Origin of the sequence: Rhizosphaericola mali (genome assembly GCF_004337365.2) — a bacterium.
GTDB lineage: Bacteria > Bacteroidota > Bacteroidia > Chitinophagales > Chitinophagaceae > Rhizosphaericola > Rhizosphaericola mali.
Window position 1 is genome coordinate 2303656 of record NZ_CP044016.1, and the last position, 23599, is coordinate 2327254.

At 33.5% G+C, this 23599-nt stretch carries 17 protein-coding genes; 8 read left to right on the forward strand and 9 right to left on the reverse strand.

Features of this window, described 5'->3' with window-relative positions; genetic code table 11:
• Positions 1-70: 70 nt before the first annotated feature.
• The 5 genes from E0W69_RS10150 (at position 71) to E0W69_RS10170 (ending at position 8173) form a co-directional block, all read left to right on the forward strand.
• On the forward strand, positions 71-679 hold the full coding sequence (locus E0W69_RS10150; protein WP_131329947.1) for an RNA polymerase sigma factor: 609 nt from the start codon (positions 71-73) through the stop codon (positions 677-679).
• 65 nt (positions 680-744) lie between these two features.
• Positions 745-1917, forward strand: coding sequence for a FecR family protein (locus tag E0W69_RS10155; protein ID WP_131329948.1), 1173 nt, complete (start codon positions 745-747; stop codon positions 1915-1917).
• 52 nt (positions 1918-1969) lie between these two features.
• A complete protein-coding gene (locus tag E0W69_RS10160; protein WP_191968027.1) occupies positions 1970-5320 on the forward strand; it encodes a SusC/RagA family TonB-linked outer membrane protein in 3351 nt (1116 codons plus the stop codon).
• A 14-nt stretch (positions 5321-5334) separates the two neighbouring features.
• Positions 5335-6702 (forward strand): RagB/SusD family nutrient uptake outer membrane protein, encoded by a 1368-nt coding sequence (locus E0W69_RS10165; protein ID WP_131329950.1) that lies wholly within the window; start codon positions 5335-5337, stop codon positions 6700-6702.
• Positions 6689-8173: a TlpA disulfide reductase family protein gene (locus E0W69_RS10170; RefSeq protein ID WP_131329951.1), complete on the forward strand. Its 1485-nt coding sequence runs from the start codon at positions 6689-6691 to the stop codon at positions 8171-8173. Before E0W69_RS10165 ends, E0W69_RS10170 begins: the two co-directional genes overlap by 14 nt.
• 78 nt (positions 8174-8251) lie before the next feature.
• Here E0W69_RS10170 and E0W69_RS10175 read toward each other — a convergent pair whose 3' ends face one another.
• The 7 genes from E0W69_RS10175 to E0W69_RS10205 all read right to left on the reverse strand — a co-directional run bounded on the left by E0W69_RS10175 (position 8252) and on the right by E0W69_RS10205 (position 16943).
• The gene (locus tag E0W69_RS10175) at positions 8252-11401 is read right to left on the reverse strand and encodes an efflux RND transporter permease subunit (RefSeq protein WP_131329952.1); all 3150 of its coding nucleotides are present in this window, start codon (positions 11399-11401) and stop codon (positions 8252-8254) included.
• 63 nt (positions 11402-11464) lie between these two features.
• On the reverse strand, positions 11465-12565 hold the full coding sequence (locus E0W69_RS10180) for an efflux RND transporter periplasmic adaptor subunit (protein WP_225321471.1): 1101 nt from the start codon (positions 12563-12565) through the stop codon (positions 11465-11467).
• A gap of 15 nt (positions 12566-12580) precedes the next feature.
• The gene (locus tag E0W69_RS10185) at positions 12581-13867 is read right to left on the reverse strand and encodes a TolC family protein (RefSeq protein ID WP_131329954.1); all 1287 of its coding nucleotides are present in this window, start codon (positions 13865-13867) and stop codon (positions 12581-12583) included.
• A gap of 54 nt (positions 13868-13921) precedes the next feature.
• Positions 13922-14272 (reverse strand): hypothetical protein, encoded by a 351-nt coding sequence (locus E0W69_RS10190; protein ID WP_131329955.1) that lies wholly within the window; start codon positions 14270-14272, stop codon positions 13922-13924.
• 137 nt (positions 14273-14409) lie between these two features.
• A complete protein-coding gene (locus E0W69_RS10195) occupies positions 14410-14934 on the reverse strand; it encodes a 5' nucleotidase, NT5C type (RefSeq protein ID WP_131329956.1) in 525 nt (174 codons plus the stop codon).
• On the reverse strand, positions 14934-15809 hold the full coding sequence (rfbD, locus tag E0W69_RS10200) for a dTDP-4-dehydrorhamnose reductase (RefSeq protein WP_131329957.1): 876 nt from the start codon (positions 15807-15809) through the stop codon (positions 14934-14936). The genes E0W69_RS10195 and rfbD overlap by 1 nt, the downstream gene beginning before the upstream one ends.
• 3 nt (positions 15810-15812) lie before the next feature.
• The gene (locus tag E0W69_RS10205) at positions 15813-16943 is read right to left on the reverse strand and encodes a DegT/DnrJ/EryC1/StrS family aminotransferase (RefSeq protein WP_131329958.1); all 1131 of its coding nucleotides are present in this window, start codon (positions 16941-16943) and stop codon (positions 15813-15815) included.
• A 211-nt stretch (positions 16944-17154) separates the two neighbouring features.
• Here E0W69_RS10205 and gcvP point away from each other — a divergent pair, with 211 nt between their 5' ends.
• From gcvP to E0W69_RS10220, 3 genes are all read left to right on the forward strand, one after another.
• Positions 17155-20016: an aminomethyl-transferring glycine dehydrogenase gene (gene gcvP / locus E0W69_RS10210; protein WP_131329959.1), complete on the forward strand. Its 2862-nt coding sequence runs from the start codon at positions 17155-17157 to the stop codon at positions 20014-20016.
• Positions 20017-20137: 121 nt separating this feature from the next.
• Positions 20138-20782, forward strand: a complete 645-nt coding sequence (locus tag E0W69_RS10215; RefSeq protein WP_131329960.1) for a hypothetical protein — start codon at positions 20138-20140, stop codon at positions 20780-20782.
• Positions 20783-20935: 153 nt separating this feature from the next.
• Positions 20936-21718 (forward strand): YXWGXW repeat-containing protein, encoded by a 783-nt coding sequence (locus E0W69_RS10220; protein WP_131329961.1) that lies wholly within the window; start codon positions 20936-20938, stop codon positions 21716-21718.
• 63 nt (positions 21719-21781) lie between these two features.
• On the opposite strand, the gene serB is transcribed toward E0W69_RS10220, so the two are convergent.
• Both serB and E0W69_RS10230 read right to left on the reverse strand, forming a co-directional pair.
• Positions 21782-22618, reverse strand: coding sequence for a phosphoserine phosphatase SerB (gene serB, locus E0W69_RS10225; protein ID WP_131329962.1), 837 nt, complete (start codon positions 22616-22618; stop codon positions 21782-21784).
• A 102-nt stretch (positions 22619-22720) separates the two neighbouring features.
• Positions 22721-23596: a LysR family transcriptional regulator gene (locus E0W69_RS10230; protein WP_131329963.1), complete on the reverse strand. Its 876-nt coding sequence runs from the start codon at positions 23594-23596 to the stop codon at positions 22721-22723.
• Positions 23597-23599 lie beyond the last annotated feature (3 nt).

Sequence of the window (23599 nt, forward strand, 5' to 3'; positions counted from 1 at the left end):
CCACTTCTAGAAATCCAATTTTAACGAAATGAACAAATAGAGTTAATTTTGAATTTAAACGTTTCATTTTTTGGCAGATTTTTCAACATATAGCGATGAGCAATTATTACAACTATTCAATGACGCAGTAGTCGGGCAAGAAGCGTTTTCCACATTATTTGAAAAATACCAGAAACAAATATTTCACTATTTACTCAAGCATGTCAAATCTCCTGAAATTGCAGAGGAAATTCTTTCGGATATATTTCTCAAACTTTGGCAAGGTAGAGAATTGACTTCAACGATTACAAACATTGCCGCTTTTTTGCATAAAGTTGCTTATTATCGATCTATAGATTTCTTACGAACCACAGCGAGACATAAAAGATTACAAAGTGCATATAATGATTATTTTCTTCTTTCTAATAATGTAAAAAATCCCGAAAATTGGATGATTGCAGAGGAAGAGAAAACCTTATTATTAAAAGCTATTTTACAATTACCGGCACGGCAAAAAGAAATCTATTTATTAAGCCGAGAAGAAGGACTAACACATGAGAAAATTGCTGAAATATTACATCTTTCCAGCAGTACAGTCAATAATCATTTGGTGGCTGCATTGAAAAATATTTCTAAATATTTAGCAAAATACCAAAATGGCTCATTAAATCTATTGGCGGTCATTTTTATAAATCTTTAACTTTTTTTCAAATAGACTAGTTATGTTATTCTATCCATGACGTAATATATGCAGAACAGTCAAAAATGGATAGAATTAACGTTTTATATAAGAAATACATTGACGGCACGATTTCAACGAAAGAATTGGAAGAATTTTGGAATTTAGTGCGTGCACAAAAGGATAATAGTCCATTCTGGAAACAAGTTTATCAAGAATATTCCGAAAGTTTGGATAAATATGCTTTATTCAACACAATTGACACTGAAAAAATATTAGCTAAAATATTTGCATCAGAATCAAATTCTATACAGCCCAAACAGAAAAAATCTTATGCTTTAGCATATACCATTTTAGGTGCTTGCGTGGTGTTAGTATCCATCCTCATATTTCAATTTAGAAAAAATAATGTAGCGGAAAATAATTTTTACGCAGTAAATCAATTAGGAAAAGGCGGAGCTACGATTCAGATAAGTGGAAGTCAACAATATAATATCGATTCCTTATTTGGTAAAAATGTAAAAGCTATTTTTCCTATAAAAGCCATTCAAACCAATAAAATTACGTCTCTACTAGACTTTAAATCTTCTATACAAAAAACGAACAACTATACAATTACCACGTTGCAGTCCAGAAATATGGAAACCATTTTACCAGATGGAAGTAAAGTTTGGTTAAATGCTAATAGTAAATTAGAATTCCCATCTCATTTCAATACCAATTCTAGAGATTTAACAATTAAAGGGGAAGCTTATTTCGAAGTAGCAAAATTAACCGACAAAAAAGGAAATCGAATTCCATTTGTGGTACATATTTTAAAAGGAAATCATGTAGAAGGCAATGTGGAAGTGCTTGGTACGCATTTCAATATCAAAGATTATCAAGAAGACAATAATATTACTTGTACTTTATTTGAAGGAAAAATAAGATATGTGAGTAATCAAAAAATCCTCAATCTAAGACCAGGTCAGCAAATTGAAATTAAAAATACACAGATTACAACTAAGACAGATACCACACAATCTGCCATAGCTTGGAAAAATGGGCAATTCATTTTAAATAATGAAGATATTCATAGTGTATTGAATGAAATAAGCAGATGGTACAATGTATCCATCATATATAAAAATACCAATAAAATCGATTTACATCTCAATGGCATACTTGACAAAAATCTTCCACTAGAAGACATTTTACAAGTTCTAAAGAACTATGGATTGGAATGTAAACTTGAAAACAATAGTCTTTACGTGTTATAAATATTCAAACTAAAATCCTACTCAGGAAAATTCACACTTTAATTTTTACATTTTGAAAAAAAGAAAAATTGACCATCGACGTTTTCAGTCGAAGTTAGGCACGCGTCTCAGAAAAGTATGCCTATTCACTTTATTCGGTACTAGCAGTTTATTTTACATTGATCAGTTACACGCTCAACAAGTTAAAGTAACTCAACAGCAGACTACAATTGATCAATTATTTACGGAATTAAAGGAGCAAACAGGGTATTCCTTTCTTTGGGATAATACTTTATTAAATGGAAACAAGCCCATACGTATTCCTCAAAAAAATACAACTCTTAATGAGATTTTAAATGAAGTATTGAAGAATTCGGGGTTGGAATATAAAATTAAAAATAAGATTGTATACATCACCCCGATTTCAGAGGGAAATAGTAAAACGCTAGTCAATTTAAATCAAAAACAAGGATTCGTATTAAGCGGTATTGTTACAGATAAAAACAACCGCCCATTAAGTTCAACCTCTCTAGTCGTCCCAGGAACTCCCTATGGTGCAATGACAGATACTTCTGGACATTTTATTTTAAATAATGTACCCAAAGGTGCTACTGTTATAGTTAGCTATTTAGGTTATAATGAACAATCTATTGTCGTTAATAAAACAGAAGATATTCATCTAACCTTACAAGAAAACAATAGCCAATTAGATGAAGCAGTTGTAATTGGTTATGGAAGAACCACCAAACGTTTAAATACGGGAGCCGTCTCTTCCATAACTGCCGATATTATTGAAAAACAACCGGTAGATAATCCTTTACTTGCGATGCAAGGGAGATTACCTGGTGTGCAAATAACGCAAGATAATGGTTTACCTGGTGCAGGAGTAAGAATAAATATTAGAGGTGCCAATACCACATTATCTTCAGGAGGAACATTACCATTGTATGTAATAGACGGCGTTCCATTCACATTATTCAATGGAGGCACACCCGCCTCTGATAATTTGAATGCTTATGGATCAACAGGCGCCAATGGAAATATAAGCCCATTTAGTTTAATTTCTCCCGATGACATTTTACGCATAGACGTATTGAAAGATGCCGATGCAACTGCAATCTACGGCTCAAGAGGAGCCAATGGCGTAATCTTAATTACGACTAAAAAAGGAAGTGTAGGCAGAACAACGGTGAACGTAAATGCTTTCACAGGTTTCGGTAAAGTCGCACATTATATTCCCATGATGAATACGCAAGAATATCTTGCAATGCGTAAAGAAGCCTACACTAATGCCAATCTCACACCAACGGCGACTAACGCACCAGACCTTACCGTCTGGAGTCAAACTCAAGACACAGATTGGCAAAAATATTTTATAGGACATACTGCTAGAAATTCTAATGTAAGTGCTACCGTTTCTGGTGGTGATGCAACAAACACTTTCTTATTTACGACAGACTATCGTGATCAAGGCACAGTTTATGGCAATGATTTCAATGCCAAAACTTTTTCCAATAGATTAAATGCTGGACATAAAAGTGCTAATGGAAAATTTAGTATTGATGCATCTGTAAGTTATACTTATATGAAAACTTTTTTGCCTAATACCGACCTAAGTACAATTTATAATTTGGCGCCTAACTATCCTATCTATAATGTAGATAGCACACTAAATTGGACATCAACAAATCCGTTGTCTTATTACAAAAAAACGACATCAAACTCATCTAATAATTTGATTACAAATGTTAATCTTTCGTATAAGCTACTATCTAATTTAACGATAAAGGCAAATATGGGTTACACGAAAACGCAATTAAAACAAACATCCTTAAATCCAGCTAGTTCTCAAAATCCGCAAAGTTCGTCTGTAATAAGTACTTTAAATTATGCAGATAATTCTAATGAGAATTACATTGTAGAACCACAAGTAGAGTATACTACTCATATTAAAAAAGGTCGTTTATCAGCCCTTGTTGGTTCCACATTTCAGAAAAATAATACAACCGGAATCTCTTTAGTGGGTACAGGATTTGCATCTGAATCTATGATGAATATCATAGGTAATGCGTCAACAGTTAGGACTAGTTATAACAATATCTCAGTGTATAAATATAATGCATTCTTTGGCAGACTAAACTATGATTGGGAAGGTAAATATTTAGTTAATGCTACATTTCGAAGAGATGGCTCATCTAGATTTGGTAGCAACCACAAATTTGGAAACTTTGGAGCGTTAGGAGCAGCATGGATTATTACTCAAGAAAAATTTATGCAAAATCTTACCTGGTTGAGTTTTGCGAAATTAAGAGCTAGTTACGGACTAACCGGCAATGATCAAATTCCCGAATTCTTGTACACTGCAAAATACCAATCCGCTGGATCAAGCTATAGCTATGGAGGAGATGCAACATTAATCCCAAGTAATTTTGCCAATCCAGATTTAAAATGGGAAACCATGAAAAAACTAGATGTAGGTCTTGAATTGGGATTTTTGCATGATAGAATTAGTTTCAAAACTGATTATTACAGAAATCGCCAATCTAATATATTGACTTATATAAGCATCCCATCTCAAATTGGGACTACCTCTTATATGGGTAATCTGAATGCATTGGTTCAAAATAAAGGTTTCGAATTTGAATTAAATACTAAAAATATTATTGGTAGAAGATTTACTTGGTCAACTAATATAAACCTAACGACTACGAATAACAAACTTCTAAATTTTAAAGATTATGATAAATTATTCAATAGAACAGCCTATATAATCGGGCAACCAGTTAACGCAACACAATTGTATCACTATACAGGAGTAAATTCCCAAACAGGTTTACCAACTTATGAAGATTTGAATAAGGATGGCTCAATAACTTATGCGAATGATAGATATGTTGCTAAATATGGAAAACCATATTTTGGAGGAATTACGAATACACTTACGTATGACAATTTTGAATTAGACTTTACTATACAATTTGTACATCGATATGGATATACCAATCCTACGTTAGTAACCAATTACAATCCAGTTGGATATAGTATGACAAATCAATCAACTGCAGAATTAAATCGTTGGACACAAGATAATACAAGTGCTTATTATCCTATGGCGAGTGCTTCTTACAATAGTGCTTTTAGTTATTTAGGTTCATCAGATTATAACTGGGGAAATACTTCATTTGTTAAATTTAAAAATGTAAATATCTCCTATAATTTACCAAAATCATGGGTTAAGAAGGCTAACATTAGCAATCTTTCCGTTTATATACAAGGTCAAAATCTATATACATGGGCAAAACAAAAATATGTATATGATCCCGAAACTACAGTTCCTGGAACTGGATCTGGTATTGGAACTGGAACCTATATCGCCTTGCCTCAATTGAGAGCCATCGTATTTGGTATTAATTGTTCATTCTAAAATTGACGAGAATAATGAAGAATAAATTATTTATATATATTACAAGTATTATTTCAATTATTACATTTAGTTGCAAAAAATATGTGGAAACAGATCTAAGTGCCAATCTAGTTTCCTCTGACAAGGTATTTTTGGAATCTGGCACAGCGAATAGTGCAATTGAGGGTTTATATTCCTATTATCCATCTACCTATAGCATACAATACTTCACCTTTTTAGGTGGAATTAGTAGTGATGAAATGGATTATACTGGTACTGGAGCAGATTTAATGCAGTTTGTCCAACATTCAGTAAGCACAACCAATAGTACTAATGAAAGTTATCTATGGACGTATCCTTATCAAGTAGTTGGATATATAAACCAGGCAATAGACGGTTTAAATGCATCTACAGCACTTACCGATTCATTAAAAAATTCCTTATTAGGTGAAAGTAAATTCTTACGAGCATGGTACTATTTCAACTTAGTTAACTACTTTGGAAAAATTCCGCTTATTCTCAATTCCCAAGCACTCAATAACACTTCAATTGGAAATTCAGATTCGGCTACAGTATATAAACAAATCATATCCGATCTAACAGAGGCTCAATCTAATCTTTATGCAACCTATCCAGGTACATCCACATTTAGGATTAGAGGTAATAAATGGGCAGCAACAAATCTATTAGCAAAAGTTTACTTATATCAAAAAGATTACGCCTCTGCAATAACAGAAGCTTCAAAGGTGATAGAATCAGGTACTTATAGTCTTTCAGATGTAAAAAATGCTTTTATCAATACAAGTAAAGAAACAATATGGCAATCTTCCACCGTATATGGTTATTCTTCTATAGGAACTAACTATCGAAGTGCAACGAATGACACAACAGTTATACCGCCAACATTTGTAGTTGATTCGTCTCTAGTAAAAAGTTTTGATACCTCTGATTTAAGATATAAAAATTGGATTGATTTCACAAAATACAATGGCATAAAGTATTATAGAAATTATAAATACAAGCTCAAATCTGCAACAGCAGGAAATGAATATAACGTAGTTATGCGTTTGGCCGAAACTTATTTAATCAGAGCAGAAGCCAAATTATTTAGTAATGATATTTCAGGTGCTTTGGCTGACATTAATATGATCAGAAATCGTGCAGGTTTGTCCGATTTTAGTAGTAACAACGCTGCAGACATTTTCAATGAAATAGTTATTGAAAGAAAAAAAGAACTATTTGGAGAGTTTAGCAATAGGTGGTTCGATTTAAAAAGATGGGGTTTAGTAAATTCCGTCATTGGAGCACTAGATCCTAATTGGAAATCGACAGCGGCTTGGATGCCAATTCCTTATAATCAAATTATTTTAAATTCAAATCTTACACAAAATGACGGTTATTAAAAAAGATAAGCTCATAAAAAAAATGCTTTTCATAAGTGCCATTGGACTATGTTCCAATGGTCTAATGGCTCAATCAAATTCTAAATTAATAAAAGAATTAGATTCAACTTTTAAAATACAGAAGCCATTTGATACGTTATTAATTAAGAAGAAAATTGCCTCTATTCCTTTGGACAAAAATGAACTTAATTGGAAAGCCGTTACTAAATATTATTATTTCTTAGGAGAGAATCAGAAAAGAGACTCTTTACTTAAAGCTGAGTTAACTAAATTTCCGAAAGGCTTTATTGCACGTGACAATAGTGCTCAAGAAATATATAAACTGAATAATGTCAAATCTCTAGATTCTGCATTTCAAATATTTTTAAAAGAATACCCTTATAAAAAGTTCCAAACAGGTGAAGAAGGCGATAATATTACGTATGACTATTTACGTAATTATATTGCTGAAAAACATGCAAAAAACGGAGATAATATAATAGCGGAAAAATATATAAATGAATTACAAGAAAGTTTCTGGAAAGCAAATGCATACTATGGACTTACTATGATATTCAAAAACAAAAAAGAAAACGCATTAGCCGAAAAGTATGCAGTTAAAATGGTCGATTCAACATTGGTCTATGCACAAGGATTAAGAGGCAAAAGTAATGCCTCCTTATTTGCAGCTTCAGGACTTAGTTCTGCCTTAACATTAGCGGGTACTATTTTAGCAGAAAATGGAAAATACGAGCAGGCTAATAAAATCTTAGCAGAAGGAATACCTTATGTAAAAGAGCAATCTACAGGACTTAAGCGACTCCAAGCAGACCTCTATATAAAAGCAAACAAACCTGAGGATGCATATAATGTATATGCCCAAATTATTCCATCAGGTAAAGCAACTAAAAATGACTTGGATACATTTAAATCCTTATATTTTAAATTAAACAAAGGGAGTGAAAGTGACTATAACCAATATCTTGCGAATGTTTCAAGTGTATTGAAAGATAGTATTGCTAAAAATATTATTACAGAACAAGCTCCAAATTTTACAATAAAAGATTTAGATGGTAAAGAAGTTAGTTTGAGTGACTATAAAGGGAAAACGGTTGTTTTAGATTTTTGGGCAACTTGGTGTGGTCCGTGTAAAGCATCCTTCCCTGCAATGCAAATGACAATTGAAAAATATAAGTCTAATCCTAATGTCCAATTTCTTTTTATTCATACTTGGGAATCTTCTAAAAATCCAATCGAAGATGTGCAGAATTTTTTAAAAGACAAAAATTATACATTTCATATTCTTTTTGATTTAAAGGATAAAAAGACAGGCAAAAACGATGTCGTGTCTAGTTATGGAGTCAATGGAATTCCTGCTAAGTTTGTAATAGATCCAAAAGGCAATATAAGATTCAAATTGAAAGGATTTGATGGTAGTAATGAAGCTGCCGTTGAAGAATTATCAACTATGATTGATTTAGCTAGTAAATAAATAATTAAAAGTTGGAACCATACAGAAAAGCCTCAAACAAATGTTTGAGGCTTTTCTGTATTATTTAAATAATTAAAATTAACTGTTTTTGGTATCTATTTTTCTATATGCCCATCCAAATATCAATGGGAATACCAATAGAGAAAATAACATTGCACAAAGAATACCACCAATGATAACCCTCGCCAATGGTCGACTACTTTCAGAACCAATTCCGTGTGATAAGGCCGCTGGCAATAAGCCGATTGCAGCCATTAATGCAGTCATCATTACGGGTCTAATTCTGGAAAATACACCCAATCTAATCGCAGAATATAGTGGGTTTTTCTGCCCTTTTATTTGTTCTAGGTTGTGTTTAAATATTTCTATCAATAACACTCCATCTTGAATACAAATTCCAAACAAACAGATAAATCCGATACCTGCAGAAATACTAAAATTGGTTCCCGTAATGTGCAAAGCCATGATACCTCCAACAATGGCAAATGGAACATTCAAAAATACTAAACCAGCATCCTTGAAATCTCCAAACATCATATACAATAATAAGAATATCAATAACAAACTCACTGGAACTACTTGTGCCAATCTTTTTGTAGCACGTGTTTGGTTTTCAAAATCGCCTTGCCAAACCATAGTGTAGCCCTTTTTCAACTTGATTTCTTTATTGGTTTTTGCCATAGCTTCTTCGATTGCGCTTCCCATATCACGATCACGAATAGAAAATTTCAAAGCTGCATACCTTTCGTTGTTGTCTCTAAAGATTAAACAAGCCCCCGTTTTTTCTGTAATTGTCGCTATTTCTTTTATCGGCACTTTTAAGCCAGTATTAGTTGGCACCATGATATTACCAATATCTTCAATAGAACTACGATATTGTTCTGGAAATCTCAAACGAATATCAAATTTTTTGATACCCTCATACAAAGTAGACGCAGCTTTACCACCAATTGCTGTTTCTACAACCGCATTTGCATCTGCCGTTTCTACGCCATAGAGCGCCATTTTATTTTGATCCAAGTTGATATCCAATTCAGGTTGTCCGATATTTTGGATAACTCCTAGATCGGCAATACCATCTACAGTACGCAAAATTTTATAGACTTTCTTTACTTGACTTTCCATATAGTCCAATGAATCTCCATAAATTTTCATACAGATAGCACCTTTAACTCCAGATACTGCCTCCTCCACATTATCCGAAATTGGTTGTGAGAAGTTGAGATCAACTCCAGGAATCGTAGATAAAGATTTATTCATTTCTTGTATCAATTCATCCTTAGTAATTTTAGGGCTCCAGTCTTCCTCCGGTTGCAACATTACATTGAATTCATTGTTGTAAAAACCAGCAACGTCTGTACCATCATCTGGGCGTCCAGTTTGTGCCACGACTTTGGTAACTTGAGGAAACGCCATTAATTTATCGCGTAAAATTTCCGCCACTTTAGTTGATTTCTCCAAAGAAACACTATAAGGTAATTGCGCTCTTATGTAAATAGAGCCTTCGTCCATTTCTGGTAAAAATTCCGACCCTAAAGATCTAAAGGCATACAGACCAACCACCATAACTACTAATGCAATTGGGATGACGACCTTTTTTCTTTTGTATGTATATCGGAATCCTTTTAGCATAATCCCTGTCAAGAAATGGACAATTGGATTATGTTTTTCACGTACATTTTTTCTCAATAAAATGCTGATCAAAACAGGAACAAGTGTCAAAGTAAAAATCAATGCTCCCAACAATGCAAATCCCAATGTCCACGCTAATGGCGAAAACATTTTACCTTCAACTTTTTGGAAAGAGAATATTGGCAAAAGACCTGTAATGATGATTAATTTGGAATAAAAAATCGCAGTACCAAGATTACCTCCATTCTTTTTGATCATACCGAGCTTAGTCATTTTATTAAAACGATCCATCCCTCGATGCTCTGCTTCTGTACTCAATACGACAAACATACCTTCCACCATGACCACCGCACCATCAATAATAATCCCAAAGTCAACTGCACCTAAGGATAGTAAATTAGCTGACATACCTTTTAAACTCAGACATATAAACGCGAATAACAATGCTAAAGGTATAATAGTCGCAACTATAACTGTGGTGCGCCAGTTAAACATGAATAAGGAAACCAAAAGCGTTACTAATATCAAGCCTTCACACAAATTATGCAATACCGTATGTGTTGCAAAATCAATCAGATCTTCACGATCATAGAAAGGAATTATTTTGGTATCTTTTGGTAATACCATTGAATTCAAATAATCTATTTTTTCTTTAATTGCTTGTACAACTTTAGTTGGATTTTCACCCTTACGCATTACAATAATCGCTTCAACAACGTCATCTTGATCAACGATCGTACGTTTTCCATTTTTTATTACAGCGTCTGCACGACTAACATGTCCTAATCTTGGCTGATTGGAAATAACAATTTCTGCAACATCTTTTACCAACAATGGCACACCATTATTATTAGAAATAATGATATTTTTTATTTCATTTATGTTGTCCAGTAATCCAATACCTCTTACTACGTATGCCTGATTATTTTTGTTGATAACATCCCCACCTATATTAATATTACTTTTTTGAATAGCATTGTAAACGTCTAATGCAGAGATGTCCAAACTAGACAATTTACCAGGATCAACTCTTACTTCAAATGTCTTTACCTCACCACCGAAAGCTGTAACATCAGCAACACCCGGAACCTCCTTTAATTGACGATCTACTACCCAATCTTGAATCGTTTTTAGTTCACGTACATCACGAAAGGAACTTTTTAATGTATATCTAAAAATTTCCCCTGTTGGACCAGTTGGCGGCTGTACAGAAGGAGATACATTATCTGGCAGATCAGCATTAGGTAATAAACTATTTACCTGAATACGAGCTTCTTGATCTTGTACACCATCATCAAAAATGAGCTTTACAAAAGACAATCCAAAAATAGTTGAAGAACGAAGACTTGTCTTTTTTTGTACAGGATTTAATGCGATTTCAATAGGTATAGTAACGTATTTCTCCACCTCTTCGGCACTTCTTCCTGGCCATTGAGTAATGACAGTAATCTCCGTATTCGTTACATCTGGAAATGCCTCAATGGGCATATTTTTAAATGTGATAACACCTGCGACTAACATAGTTACCGTTGCAAACAAAATGAAATATTTGTTCTTTAAGGAAAAGCCTATAATCGCTCTAATTAATTTATTCATTTATGTAATTATTTGGAAGTAAAACTTAACATTTTACTACATAAGATTAAAAGATTGATTTGCTTATCCATTCAATTCCTGATATAAGAGTAATGCTTGTGTCGCAATAACTACATCTCCTGGTTGCACTCCAGATTTGATATAAGTATAACCTCCTACAGTTGTACCCACGGATACGGGTGTTATTTTAATGTCATTTTTCCCTTTATAAATCAAAACATAATATTGGCTATTATCAAATACCAAAGATTTGGAAGGTATTGCTAATGCTTCACCACCCTCATTTTGAATCACACTTACTGTTGTAAACATTTGTGGTTTTAATTTATAGTCGGTATTAGGTAATACTATTTTAATCTTTAACACTTTACTATTTGGATCCAAAACATTCATTACCTCACTGATCGTACCATTAAATACTCTATCTGGATAAGCAAGTGTAGTTACCTCAGCCTTATCTCCTTTACGCACATCTTGTATACTTGATTCATATACATTTGCCATTACCCATACATTTTTCAAATCAGAAATGGTAAATAATGGATTACTGTTGTCCGAACGAATAAAAGTATTATTAGAAACAAATTTCTCAACAACAAATCCACTGATAGGAGCTTTTATTATAGACACATCTCCAGTCTTACCTCCTACTGCATTGATTTTTAAAACCTGCTCTACTCTGTTTAATTCAGATTGTGCTTGTTGATAATTATTTTCGGCAGTTGCTAAATCGGTCTGGGAACTTAATCCACTTTTGAATAAGGATTTTGCTGCATCCAACGACTTTTTTGCTAGAGATAAATTAGCTTGCGCATTGATCAAACTTGAATTCAAATCTGCCACATCAGAGCTCCGAATGGTTCCTAACACTTGTCCTGCTTTTACATAGTCACCTAACATCACACGCATATTGGATATATTACCACTCACTTGAGGATAAATACGCACTACATTATCTTGATTATAATCTACCATACCTGTCAAAGTGACGGCATCCATCCTTTGAATCATTTTTGCAGTATCGAAATCAATTGTTTTCAATAAAGAATCAGGTATTGTATATGGTGCATCAGCAGTCTTATCCTTAGGTTTGGATTTACAAGAAAATAAGGAGAACACTGTCGCACTGATAAGAACTGTATTTTTTAAAAAGTTATAAAGCATTTTATCAATATATTATTATTGGAAAAAGTTGGTGGCGGTATAGTAATTTAAATCAACAAATGATTGAATTCTTTCATATCTTAATTGATTCATATTTAAGATATTTTCTTTATAAGATTCATAAAAATCCAAAAAGTCTAATAGCCCAAGATTACGCTTTTGATAATTGATTAATACTTGGTTCTGTAATCTCTTAAAATCACCTTCGAAACTTGTATCCACTTTTTGGTACATTTTATCAACATCCAAAGATTTTTGAAGCGCTCGGTACACCGTTTCTTGTATATTTAATGTAGTACTACTTTCTGTAACCTTAGACATGTCAATACTTCGATGTGCAGCTTTTATGTTTCCCTGATTTCTACTAAAAAAAGGCAAATCCATAGATACACCCACCTGATACTGATGAATTAAATAACCACCCTGTTGGTCATAATTGAACAATGCAGTCAAATCTGGAACTGCCAATGCTTTTTGGTAATTTAAATTTAAATTATTGATATTCGTATTGGCTTTTGCTATTTTTAAATCCGTACGATTATTCATAGCAGAATCCATAAATGCTTGTAGTGAATATGTCGTAGGACTATAACGACCAATTATCTCATCTGAAACTACAGGAACTAAATTGATTCTAGGTTGTGCTATGATTACGCGCATTTCGCTTTGCAAATCATTCATATTGTTGAGCAAGTCGTTATATTCACTTAAGATACTATACAATTGCGCTCTTACACGTACGATTTCTTTTTCCGATATATATCCATTACCCTTTTGGGTATCAAACGCTTTTACTAAATTCTGTAAAGAAGTAATTTCTGTATTATATGCTTTGGACGATTGCTGCAAATAATACAAATTGTAAAAGTCTGATTGTAACGTATATTTTAACGTCCTTAATAAATCCTGAAATTGAATTTCTGACAAATTAGCATTTGCCGCGGCTAGCTTTACAGATTTATTTCTTTTCCCTGCTAATTGGATCAATTGTGATACTTGTCCGACAAATTCACCATTTTTTGAAAATGGTAATACAGATTTACTGTATTGGTTGTACGCAACTTGTTGTAAGGATACGTTAGGATTGGGAAACAATTTTGCCTGAATAATCTGGGCTTTTTGAATATCAACATTGTATCGACTAGCTAATAAGTCTAAGTTATTTCTCACAAATCTAGATTCCAAAGAATCAATATTTAAGGAAACAGTATCTGTACTTATACTTTGTGCATCAATCTTTCCAAATAGGTTAAAAGCAAACACAAAAAAAGTACAGCATGAAATCAAAAAGATTTTATGCATATTTAAATTATAATTTATATTTAAAATTATTCGAAATTTTCGAAAAAATATCTCTTAAACGAAAGTTATTTTTTGAGGCGGCGGCGGCACAATATTTTGTATATACAAATAATTGTATCCATTTTTCCAAATAGTATATTGAGTGTTCTTATATAAAAAGACAATAGGTTTTAAGCCCTGAATTTTAAGCTCTGGTAGAGTATACTCTACAAATTTAGGAGAAAGGGAATGATGTGATTTCGCATGATTATGCAAACCCTCATCATTAGCGTCATTATAGGAATCAGAATGGTGAACATTCTCATAAACAAATTCCCAAAAAGAATCTATCTGATTAAAAGATCCTATGCTTTGCAAATTTCTTTTGGGAATACCTCGACCACGCTCTCCCCCATGTACGCTCATATTCAAAATCTGCAATGCGAGGAAAAGAACCAAAAGCTTAAATGTAATATGTTTTATTCTCTTAATATATCTCATTAGCTTGTGAAGGCTCTATTTTCATTTAAATATTAGACCTACGAAACGAATAATCGTTTAATTTACAATAAAATATTGGCGATTTCTTTCCAATTATGCACTCTTATATAATTCGGGTTTTCTATATTTATATTATTAGGGTGACTATACAAGATTTTTTTTCCATTGAAATGATCCAAATTACTCACTTTATCATCGATCATATAATCTCCGAAGGTGAAAACTTTGCTTCCTACAAACGCAATTTGTTTGGGAGTAATAAATGGGAAATATTCTTTTAACCAATCTAATTTTTCATTCAAAGACAATGGATATGTCATAGCAGCACTAACGATAAACAATTCATATTTTTCATTAATTGCATTTACTACTTCTGGAGAGTCTACCATTGGCTCCATTGTACGAAAAAAACCAGGCTGCTCAAGCAAATAATGTAATTCTTTATAATCGGGATAAGTTTTGTTAATCTGATGCGTTTCCAATTCTTTCAAATTCAAATCCTTATTGTAGATTTTTTTGTAAAATTTGACATATTGTGGATTGACCGCAGCCATCACATTATCCATATCTAAAATAATTCGCTCCATTATTTTACTTCTAATTTTTCTAATTTATCAATGCATTCACGCAAACTCTCCACCCAATAACGTATGGGAATATGGAAATTTGTTTTAATTTTTTCTTTATCCAAGACTGAATATGAAGGTCTTTTCGCGGGTGTTGGAAAATCTGTTGTTGGAATAGGATGCACATTACATGCAAATCCTGACATTTGATTAATTGCTGTTGCAAAATCAAACCATGAGATCTCGCCTTCATTACTGAAATGATAAGTTCCCCAAGTCGGATTTTCTGTTTTTATAATAGAAACAATCGCTTCTGCAAGATCTTTTGCATAAGTCGGTGTTCCCATTTGATCAGCAACAACATTTAGATCTGTTTTATTCTGCATCAAAAAACGCATCGTTTTTACGAAATTTTTTCCGTAAGTACTATACACCCAAGCAGTACGAATGATGATCGCTTCTTCCAAATTAGCTACAACAGCCTGTTCTCCTTTTAATTTGGTCAAACCATAAAAATTCACAGGGTTGGTGTGATCCTCAGGTTTGTAAGGCGATTTTCCATCGCCATGAAAAACATAATCTGTAGAAACATGAATCAATTTGGCTCCAGTTTCTGCACACAATTTCGAAATGATTTTTGGCGCAGTTTCGTTGATGGCAAAACTTAAATCTTTTTCAGATTCAGCTTTATCTACAGCTGTATAAGCTGCACAATTGATAAACCAATCGGGTTTATATTTTTCAAAAATTGCATTAATTGATTTTTCATCAGTTAAGTCCAATTCTTCTCTTGTTGTAAAAATCCAATTGAATTGAGGATATTGGGAATGCAGTTCTTTTAATTCACTACCCAATTGCCCATTTGCACCAGTAACTACGACGGTTGGTAAAGCCATTGATTATTTGTTTACAAATTCTAATATAGATGAAGTAATATATTCCAATTGTTCATTATCCAATTCTGTATGCATTGGTAAAGAGACAACTCTTGTGGACAACCAATCTGTATTTGGTAATTCAAATTGCATTCCACCAAAATCTTTAAACATTTGTTGCTTGTGCGCAGGTACTGGATAATAAATCATAGCAGGAATTCCTTTGCCTTGCAAATGAGCTATTAATGCATCACGATCTACATTTTCCAATTGAATGGTATATTGGTGAAATACATGCAAATTGTCCGCAGCACGGAAAGGTGTAGTAATTTTTTCACAAGAGGCAAATGCTTGATCATAATAATCTGCCGCACGTCTTCTATTTGCAATATACGTATCTAAATGTCCTAACTTGATATCCAAAATTGCCGCTTGAATCGTATCCAAACGAGAATTTACACCAACAACCTCATGATAATAACGTTTATTCGCTCCATGTGCAGAGATCATTTTAACCTTTGCAGCTAATTGATCATCATCTGTAAAAATGGCACCACCGTCACCATATCCACCCAAATTTTTAGATGGGAAAAAAGACGTTGCCCCAAATTTACCAATCGTACCAGCTTTTTTAGTCGTTCCGTTTTTATACGTATAATCAGCCCCAATAGCTTGCGCACAATCTTCAACCACAGGAATATCATGTGCATCCGCGATAGCCATAATTTCTTCCATATTCGCCACTTGACCATATAAATGGACAGGGACAATAGCTTTTGTTTTTGGCGTGATAGCATTTTTTACAGATTCGGGATCCATACAAAATGTCTTTTTATCTACATCAACAAATACCGGTTTGAAATGCAATAATGCAATCACCTCTGCAGTAGCAATAAAGGTAAAAGAGGGAGTAATTACTTCATCTCCAGGTTGTAAACCCAATGCCATTAAAGCAATTTGCAACGCATCTGTACCATTAGCACAAGGAAGTACATGTTTAACGCCTAAATAATTTGCTAAATTATTTGAAAAATCTTGAACCGGTTTTCCATTAATAAATGCTGAACTTTCTAAAACATTGATAACTGCTGTATCTATTTCTGATTTTAGAGCGTGGTATTGACTTTTCAAGTCAACCATCTGTATTGGACGCATGATCTACATATATTTTAATGCTGGCGAAAATACGTCAAACTGAATAGAATAACCAAAAGAACGGCATTTTAACACAATTGTAATATCATAATAATAAATGGAAGAAAGAATTTTCAACATTATACATAGATATATGTGCATATTGTTTACGCTTAACAATTTATTATTCTTTGTTTTACGTTAAATTTGCGGCACTTATATACATTTTACAATGAATTTATTCTTAGAAGAATCCACAGAATTTCAAAGAAGACATATAGGTCCTAATCAAGAAGAGACCAAAGATATGCTTGCAACAATTGGTATTTCGTCTATTAAAGAATTGATAGACAAGACGATACCTGAAAGCATTCGTCTTCAGGAAAAGTTGGATTTACCATCTTCCATGAGCGAATTTGAATATTTGCAGGAAATCAAAGCTATTGCTTCTAAAAACAAAGTATTTAGAAGTTATATCGGTCAAGGTTATTACAATACAATTACGCCAAGTGTCATACTTCGAAATGTTTATGAAAATCCAGCTTGGTATACTTCTTACACTCCCTATCAAGCCGAAATATCACAAGGTCGTTTGGAAAGCTTGTTAAACTACCAAACGGTTGTTGCTGATTTGACAGGATTGGAAATTAGTAACGCCTCATTATTGGACGAAGCAACGTCTGCTGCAGAAGGTATGAGTATGCTTTTCCATCATGTCAATAAAAATGGAAAAATTACGAAACCTAAATTTTTCGTAGATGAAGCTATTTTTGCTCAAACAAAAGATGTATTAAAAACAAGAGCATTCCCAATCCATATTGAATTGGTAGAAGGCGATTATAAAACAGCTACAATTGATGATCAATATTTCGGTGCGATCGTTCAGTACCCAAATAGCAACGGATCCATCGAAGATTATAGCAATTTCATCGAAAAAGTACACGGAGTAGGCGGTTATGTAGTGATGGCAACAGATTTGTTGGCTTTGACATTATTGAAATCTCCTGGAGCTTTAGGCGCAGATGTAGCGGTGGGAAATTCTCAACGTTTCGGTGTACCAATGGGATTTGGTGGTCCGCATGCTGGTTTTTTCGCAACAAAAGATGAATTCAAACGTGCTATTCCAGGTAGAATTATCGGTGTAAGTATTGATTCTGCTGGTAATAGAGCTTTAAGATTGGCTTTGCAAACGAGAGAACAACATATTAAAAGAGATAAAGCAACTTCCAATATCTGTACTGCACAAGCTTTATTGGCCAATATTGCAGCGATGTACGCTGTTTATCACGGACCAAAAGGTTTGAAAGAAATTGCGCAACGTGTTGCTATTCTTACTCAAACAGTAGCTGAAGGTTTGCGTGAATTGGGATATGAAGTTAAAAATGAAACCTATTTCGATACAATTCATATCATTGCTGAAGAAGCTAAAATCCGTCCTATTGCAGAAGCCAATGAGATGAATTTCTTTTATAAAAATGCAAACGAAATTATCCTCTCTTTAGATGAAACTACATCTCAAAAAGATACATTGGATATCGTTTACGTATTTGCAAATGCATTAGGTAAAGATGAAGCTGAAATTGAATTTGATTCCGAAGAAATTTATTTGAAAGGAATTCCAACTACTTTCGAAAGACAACATCCAATTTTATCTCAAGAAGTGTTCAATCATGTACACAGTGAAACGCAAATGATGCGTTACATTAAAAATTTGGAAAAAAAGGATATTGCTTTAAATACCAGTATGATTAGTTTGGGTAGCTGTACCATGAAATTAAATGCAGCCACTGAAATGATTCCTACAAGTTGGCCTGAATTTGCAGCTATTCACCCATTTGCGCCAGCAAATCAAACCGAAGGTTACAAACAAGTCATTGATGAAATAAGCCATTATTTATCTGTAATCACAGGTTTTGATGCTTGTAGTTTACAACCAAATAGTGGTGCGCAAGGTGAATTTTCTGGTTTGAATACGATCATGCAATTTCATATTGCAAATGGTCAAGAAAATAGAAATGTCGTTTTAATTCCACTTTCTGCACATGGTACAAATCCCGCATCTGGCGTGATGGCAGGAATGAAAGTTGTCGTTGTAAAAAGCGATGACAAAGGACAAATTGATATCGAAGATTTACGTGAAAAAGCGGAAGCTAATAAGGAAAATTTAGGTGCTTTGATGGTTACTTATCCTTCTACATACGGAATCTACGAAGAAGGTATCCGTGAAATATGCGAAATCATTCATGCAAATGGTGGACAAGTATATATGGATGGGGCGAATATGAATGCGCAAGTTGGACATTCCTCTCCTGGCTTTATCGGAGCGGATGTATGCCATTTGAATTTACACAAAACATTTGCCATTCCTCATGGTGGTGGAGGTCCAGGTGTAGGTCCGATCTGTTGTAAAGCACATTTGGCACCTTATTTACCAGGTCACGTTGCATTGGGAACTTCTCATGCAGTAAGTGCGGCTCCGTTTGGCTCTGCAAATATCTTGTTGATCAGTTATGCCTATATCAAAATGCTAGGTTTAGAAGGTTTGACACTTTCAACAAAATATGCCATTTTGAATGCGAATTACATGAAATCAAGATTGGAAAAATATTATCATGTTTTGTTTACAGGTAAAAACAATACATGTGCACATGAATTCATGGTAGATATTCGTCCAATCAAAGCTTCTTGTGGTATCTCCGCAGAAGATGTTGCGAAAAGATTGATGGACTTTGGTTTTCATGCGCCAACAGTGAGTTTCCCTGTAGTGGATGCATTAATGATCGAACCAACTGAAAGCGAAGACAAAGCAGAGTTGGATCGTTTCTGTGATGCGATGATTTCTATTTTCAAAGAAATCGAATCTGTAGAAAATGGATCATTTGACAAAACCGATAATGTTTTGAAAAATGCTCCGCATACGCAATTCGTAATCACAGCCGATCATTGGGATCATACTTATAGTAGAACGGCAGCGGCATATCCATTAGAATTTGTTGCAGAAAATAAATTTTGGCCTACCGTCGGTAGAATTAATAATACACAAGGAGATCGAAATCTCATTTGTACATGTGAGCCGATTGAAGCTTATCTTTAAAAAAATAAGGGTCAACTATAATTAGTTGACCTTTATTTTTATAGTTCTTTGCAATAGACGGAAAAAAAACAAAATTAAACTTGGCGACAATCTTGTAGTCCAACAAACTCAAACCAGTAACATGAACAAGAAACCGCTTATTATACATTTTATTTTTTTAATTCTCATAATAGCAAATATAGTTTGTGGTAAATACACGGGTTATAGTTTGGGTGAAAATGTATTTTTCCTTTTAAAAGTTATATTCATTATTTACTCCATTTTTCTTTGTTTTTATTATTGGAAAACAAAATTATGGGCTTTGCGTATTTATTTCGGATTGTATATTTTACCGATTCCAGTTCTAATATTTGGTTTTTTATTCAAATCTATGACGATGGGTGTGACTATTCAGACTATCCTTAGTCCAGTAGTTCCTAGCAAAGAATATTTGAGTAAAAATGGGATCATTTTGTATAATGTGGACCAAGGTTTTATGACATCTGACATGTCCAATATGTACATCGTAAAAGAGCAAAAATCCTCCTTTTTAGAAAAACAAATTGGAATGGTAATGCTTCAACCTAATTTTAAAGATACAGGCGAATACACTATTCAAAATTGGGAAAAAGATTTTACCAAACCCGAAAATATACAATTATTAAATGACAAGGACATGGTAAACATCACCGTACCTTTCGCATTTAAGTCGAACGATTTAGACACTTTAAACCCTTCGAAGCCCATGATCGATACAATTACGCATCAATTTACGGTGTTTAAATAAAGTTATTTCCACGCGTTGAGATAACTTTATTTAGAATATGATACATTAAGCAATCAAATCATTTCTATAATTGAATTTATTTGTATTTACCGTTAAACTGTCGATTAAATTTGACATCAAATCAACTATTAAAAAACATTTAATCTACGAAAAATGAGAAATAAAAAATGGCAAATCATACTCATTTTATTCTTTGCTATAACCTTTAGCTATCGTGCTAATGCACAAGTAAGTTTATCCATTAACTTTGCACCTCCTGCACTTATTTCTTATGACCAACCAGAATGTCCAGGTGACGGATATATGTGGATTCCAGGATATTGGGCATACTCACCTGAGACAGGTTATTATTGGGTTCCAGGCTACTGGACTTTACCGCCAGCTCCAGGTTTATTATGGACACCGGGATATTGGGGGTATGATGGTAACGACTATGTATGGAATGCGGGATATTGGGGCAATAATGTAGGTTTTTATGGAGGAATTAACTACGGCTATGGTTATTTTGGAACTGGATTTGTAGGCGGCATGTGGAATGGCAATACATTTCAGTACAATACAGCAGTGGTGCATATAGGTAGGAATATAAGAAATACGTATAGCAATCGCAATTTCTCCACTAATAATAGTCATGCAAGCTTTAATGGAAGAGGTGGCGTACAAATAAATCAAAATAATTCAGAACGTCAATATGCACAACAACAACGTTATGAATCCACACCAGATCAAAGAATGCAACGTCAAGCGGCAATATCCAATACTCAGTTTCACTATCAAAATAATAATGGTCAAATAGAACAACAAAAAATTGATAATCAAAATCAGAATTATCAAAATTTTAAACAACAACACCAAAGTGAACCTGAATTTAAAAATCCTGGACGTGCCGTTCCTATGAACAATGGCAACCAAGGCGGAGGTCGTGGTAGACGATAAATTTAAAAATAGTATCTATTAAAAAAGCCAATTCAATCTTAAGAATTAGCTTTTTTATAGATACTAACTTAACATATTTATTACGCCATCTAAACCTACATAATTGAGGGTATATCTTGCTGCTGCTTTTACTTTGGGTTTGGCATGGTAAGCAATAGACATTCCAGCAGTTGCAAGCATTTTCATATCATTAGCACCATCTCCAATGGCAATCGTTTGTTCGGATGTAATTTTTAGATCTTCACAACATCGTAATAATGTTTTTGCTTTTTCTTCTGCATTGATAATTGTACCGAGAATATTACCTGTAAGTTTACCATCTACAACTTCCAAAGTATTTGCCCTTGTAAAGTCAATGCCGTATTTAGCTTGTAATCTTTCTGTGAAATAAGTAAATCCTCCAGAAACTAAAAGTGTTTTAATCCCTGCGGAGTTTAACGCTTGAAGCAATTTTTCTGCACCTGGAGATAATTGTAGTCTTTCTTCAAATACTCTATTTAATGCGCTTGCATCTAAGCCTTTCAACAACGCGACTCGTTTAGTCAAACTCTCATTAAAATCCATTTCTCCACACATAGAAGCTTTAGTAATAGCGGCGACTTCAGATTTTAGTCCATTCATATCCGCAATTTCATCAATACATTCGATTTGGATAAATGTACAATCCATGTCCATAGCTAACAGCTTAAAATCGCTTAGAGAAACATCCTCTTCTAAAAAAGCGACATCAATCTTTTCCGAATCTGCTAATATTTGAATTTGATTTTCCTTGAGATTATTTGCGTAATCAAAACGATATACTTTATCCGAAATTTGGGTAAAGGATAATGCACCCGATAAAATTGTGAATTGAGCCAAAAGACTATCTGTCAAATTTGCACCTTGAACAACTAATTTCATGAAATTGGAATTAAACCATTTCGGTATTTACCTAAAAAAATAAATGGAAATGCGATGTTACAAAAAAATATTGGGAAATAATCATTCCTATTATCGTCAGAATTATTGAATTTGGGTTAGTAACGCTTCTAAAAATAAATTAGAGGCCTTATTCAAATATCCATTTTTGGGTACAACGACCACTCCTTTTGGAGATTGTAATTGCTCTTTTAATGGAATTAATTTGATATTTTTTCTTTTAGAGCTAGCCGTATTAGTTACAATAGTCACAAAATCTCCCGCTTCAACAATATCCAATAGTAATTGTAGATCATTGACTTCCGCATGTATCTGAGCATTAATTTTATTTACTTTTAAATAGTTGTCCACCACAACTCTAATGATATTTCCCTTTACAGGCAAAGCCAATAAATAATTGGGTAAATCGGACATAGCAAATACTTTTTTAGTGGCTAATTCATGTTTGGGATTCACGGCCAACTGCAATTGCGTATTAAAGGAGCCCTTAATTTCCAACTCATCCATAATTTCCAATCCTTCGAAAGTTAATGCTACATCTAATTTGGAAGACAATAATTTCTCTTGCAAATCCTCATTATTACCATATTCCAAAATCACGTTTACTTTGGGATATTTTTTACAAAAATTGGATAAAATGGCAAGCAACGGACTAAAATAAGAGTACATCACACCCACATGAATATTGCCTTGAACCTCTTTTACAAAATTAGAAATGGCCCGTTCCCCTTTCTCGACTTCCAAAACAGAAGTTTTTGCGTAATTCAAAAATACATTTCCAGCATCAGTCAACTTTATCTTTTTTCCATTACGTGAAAAAAGAGGAACACCCAGCTCTTCTTCTAGCTGTTTTATCTGTTGAGAAAGCGCAGGTTGTGTTATAAATAATTCATCTGCAGCTTTTGTAAAATGTAAAGTATCTGCAACTTTCAAAAAATATCTAAGATGATGAAGTTCCATGAC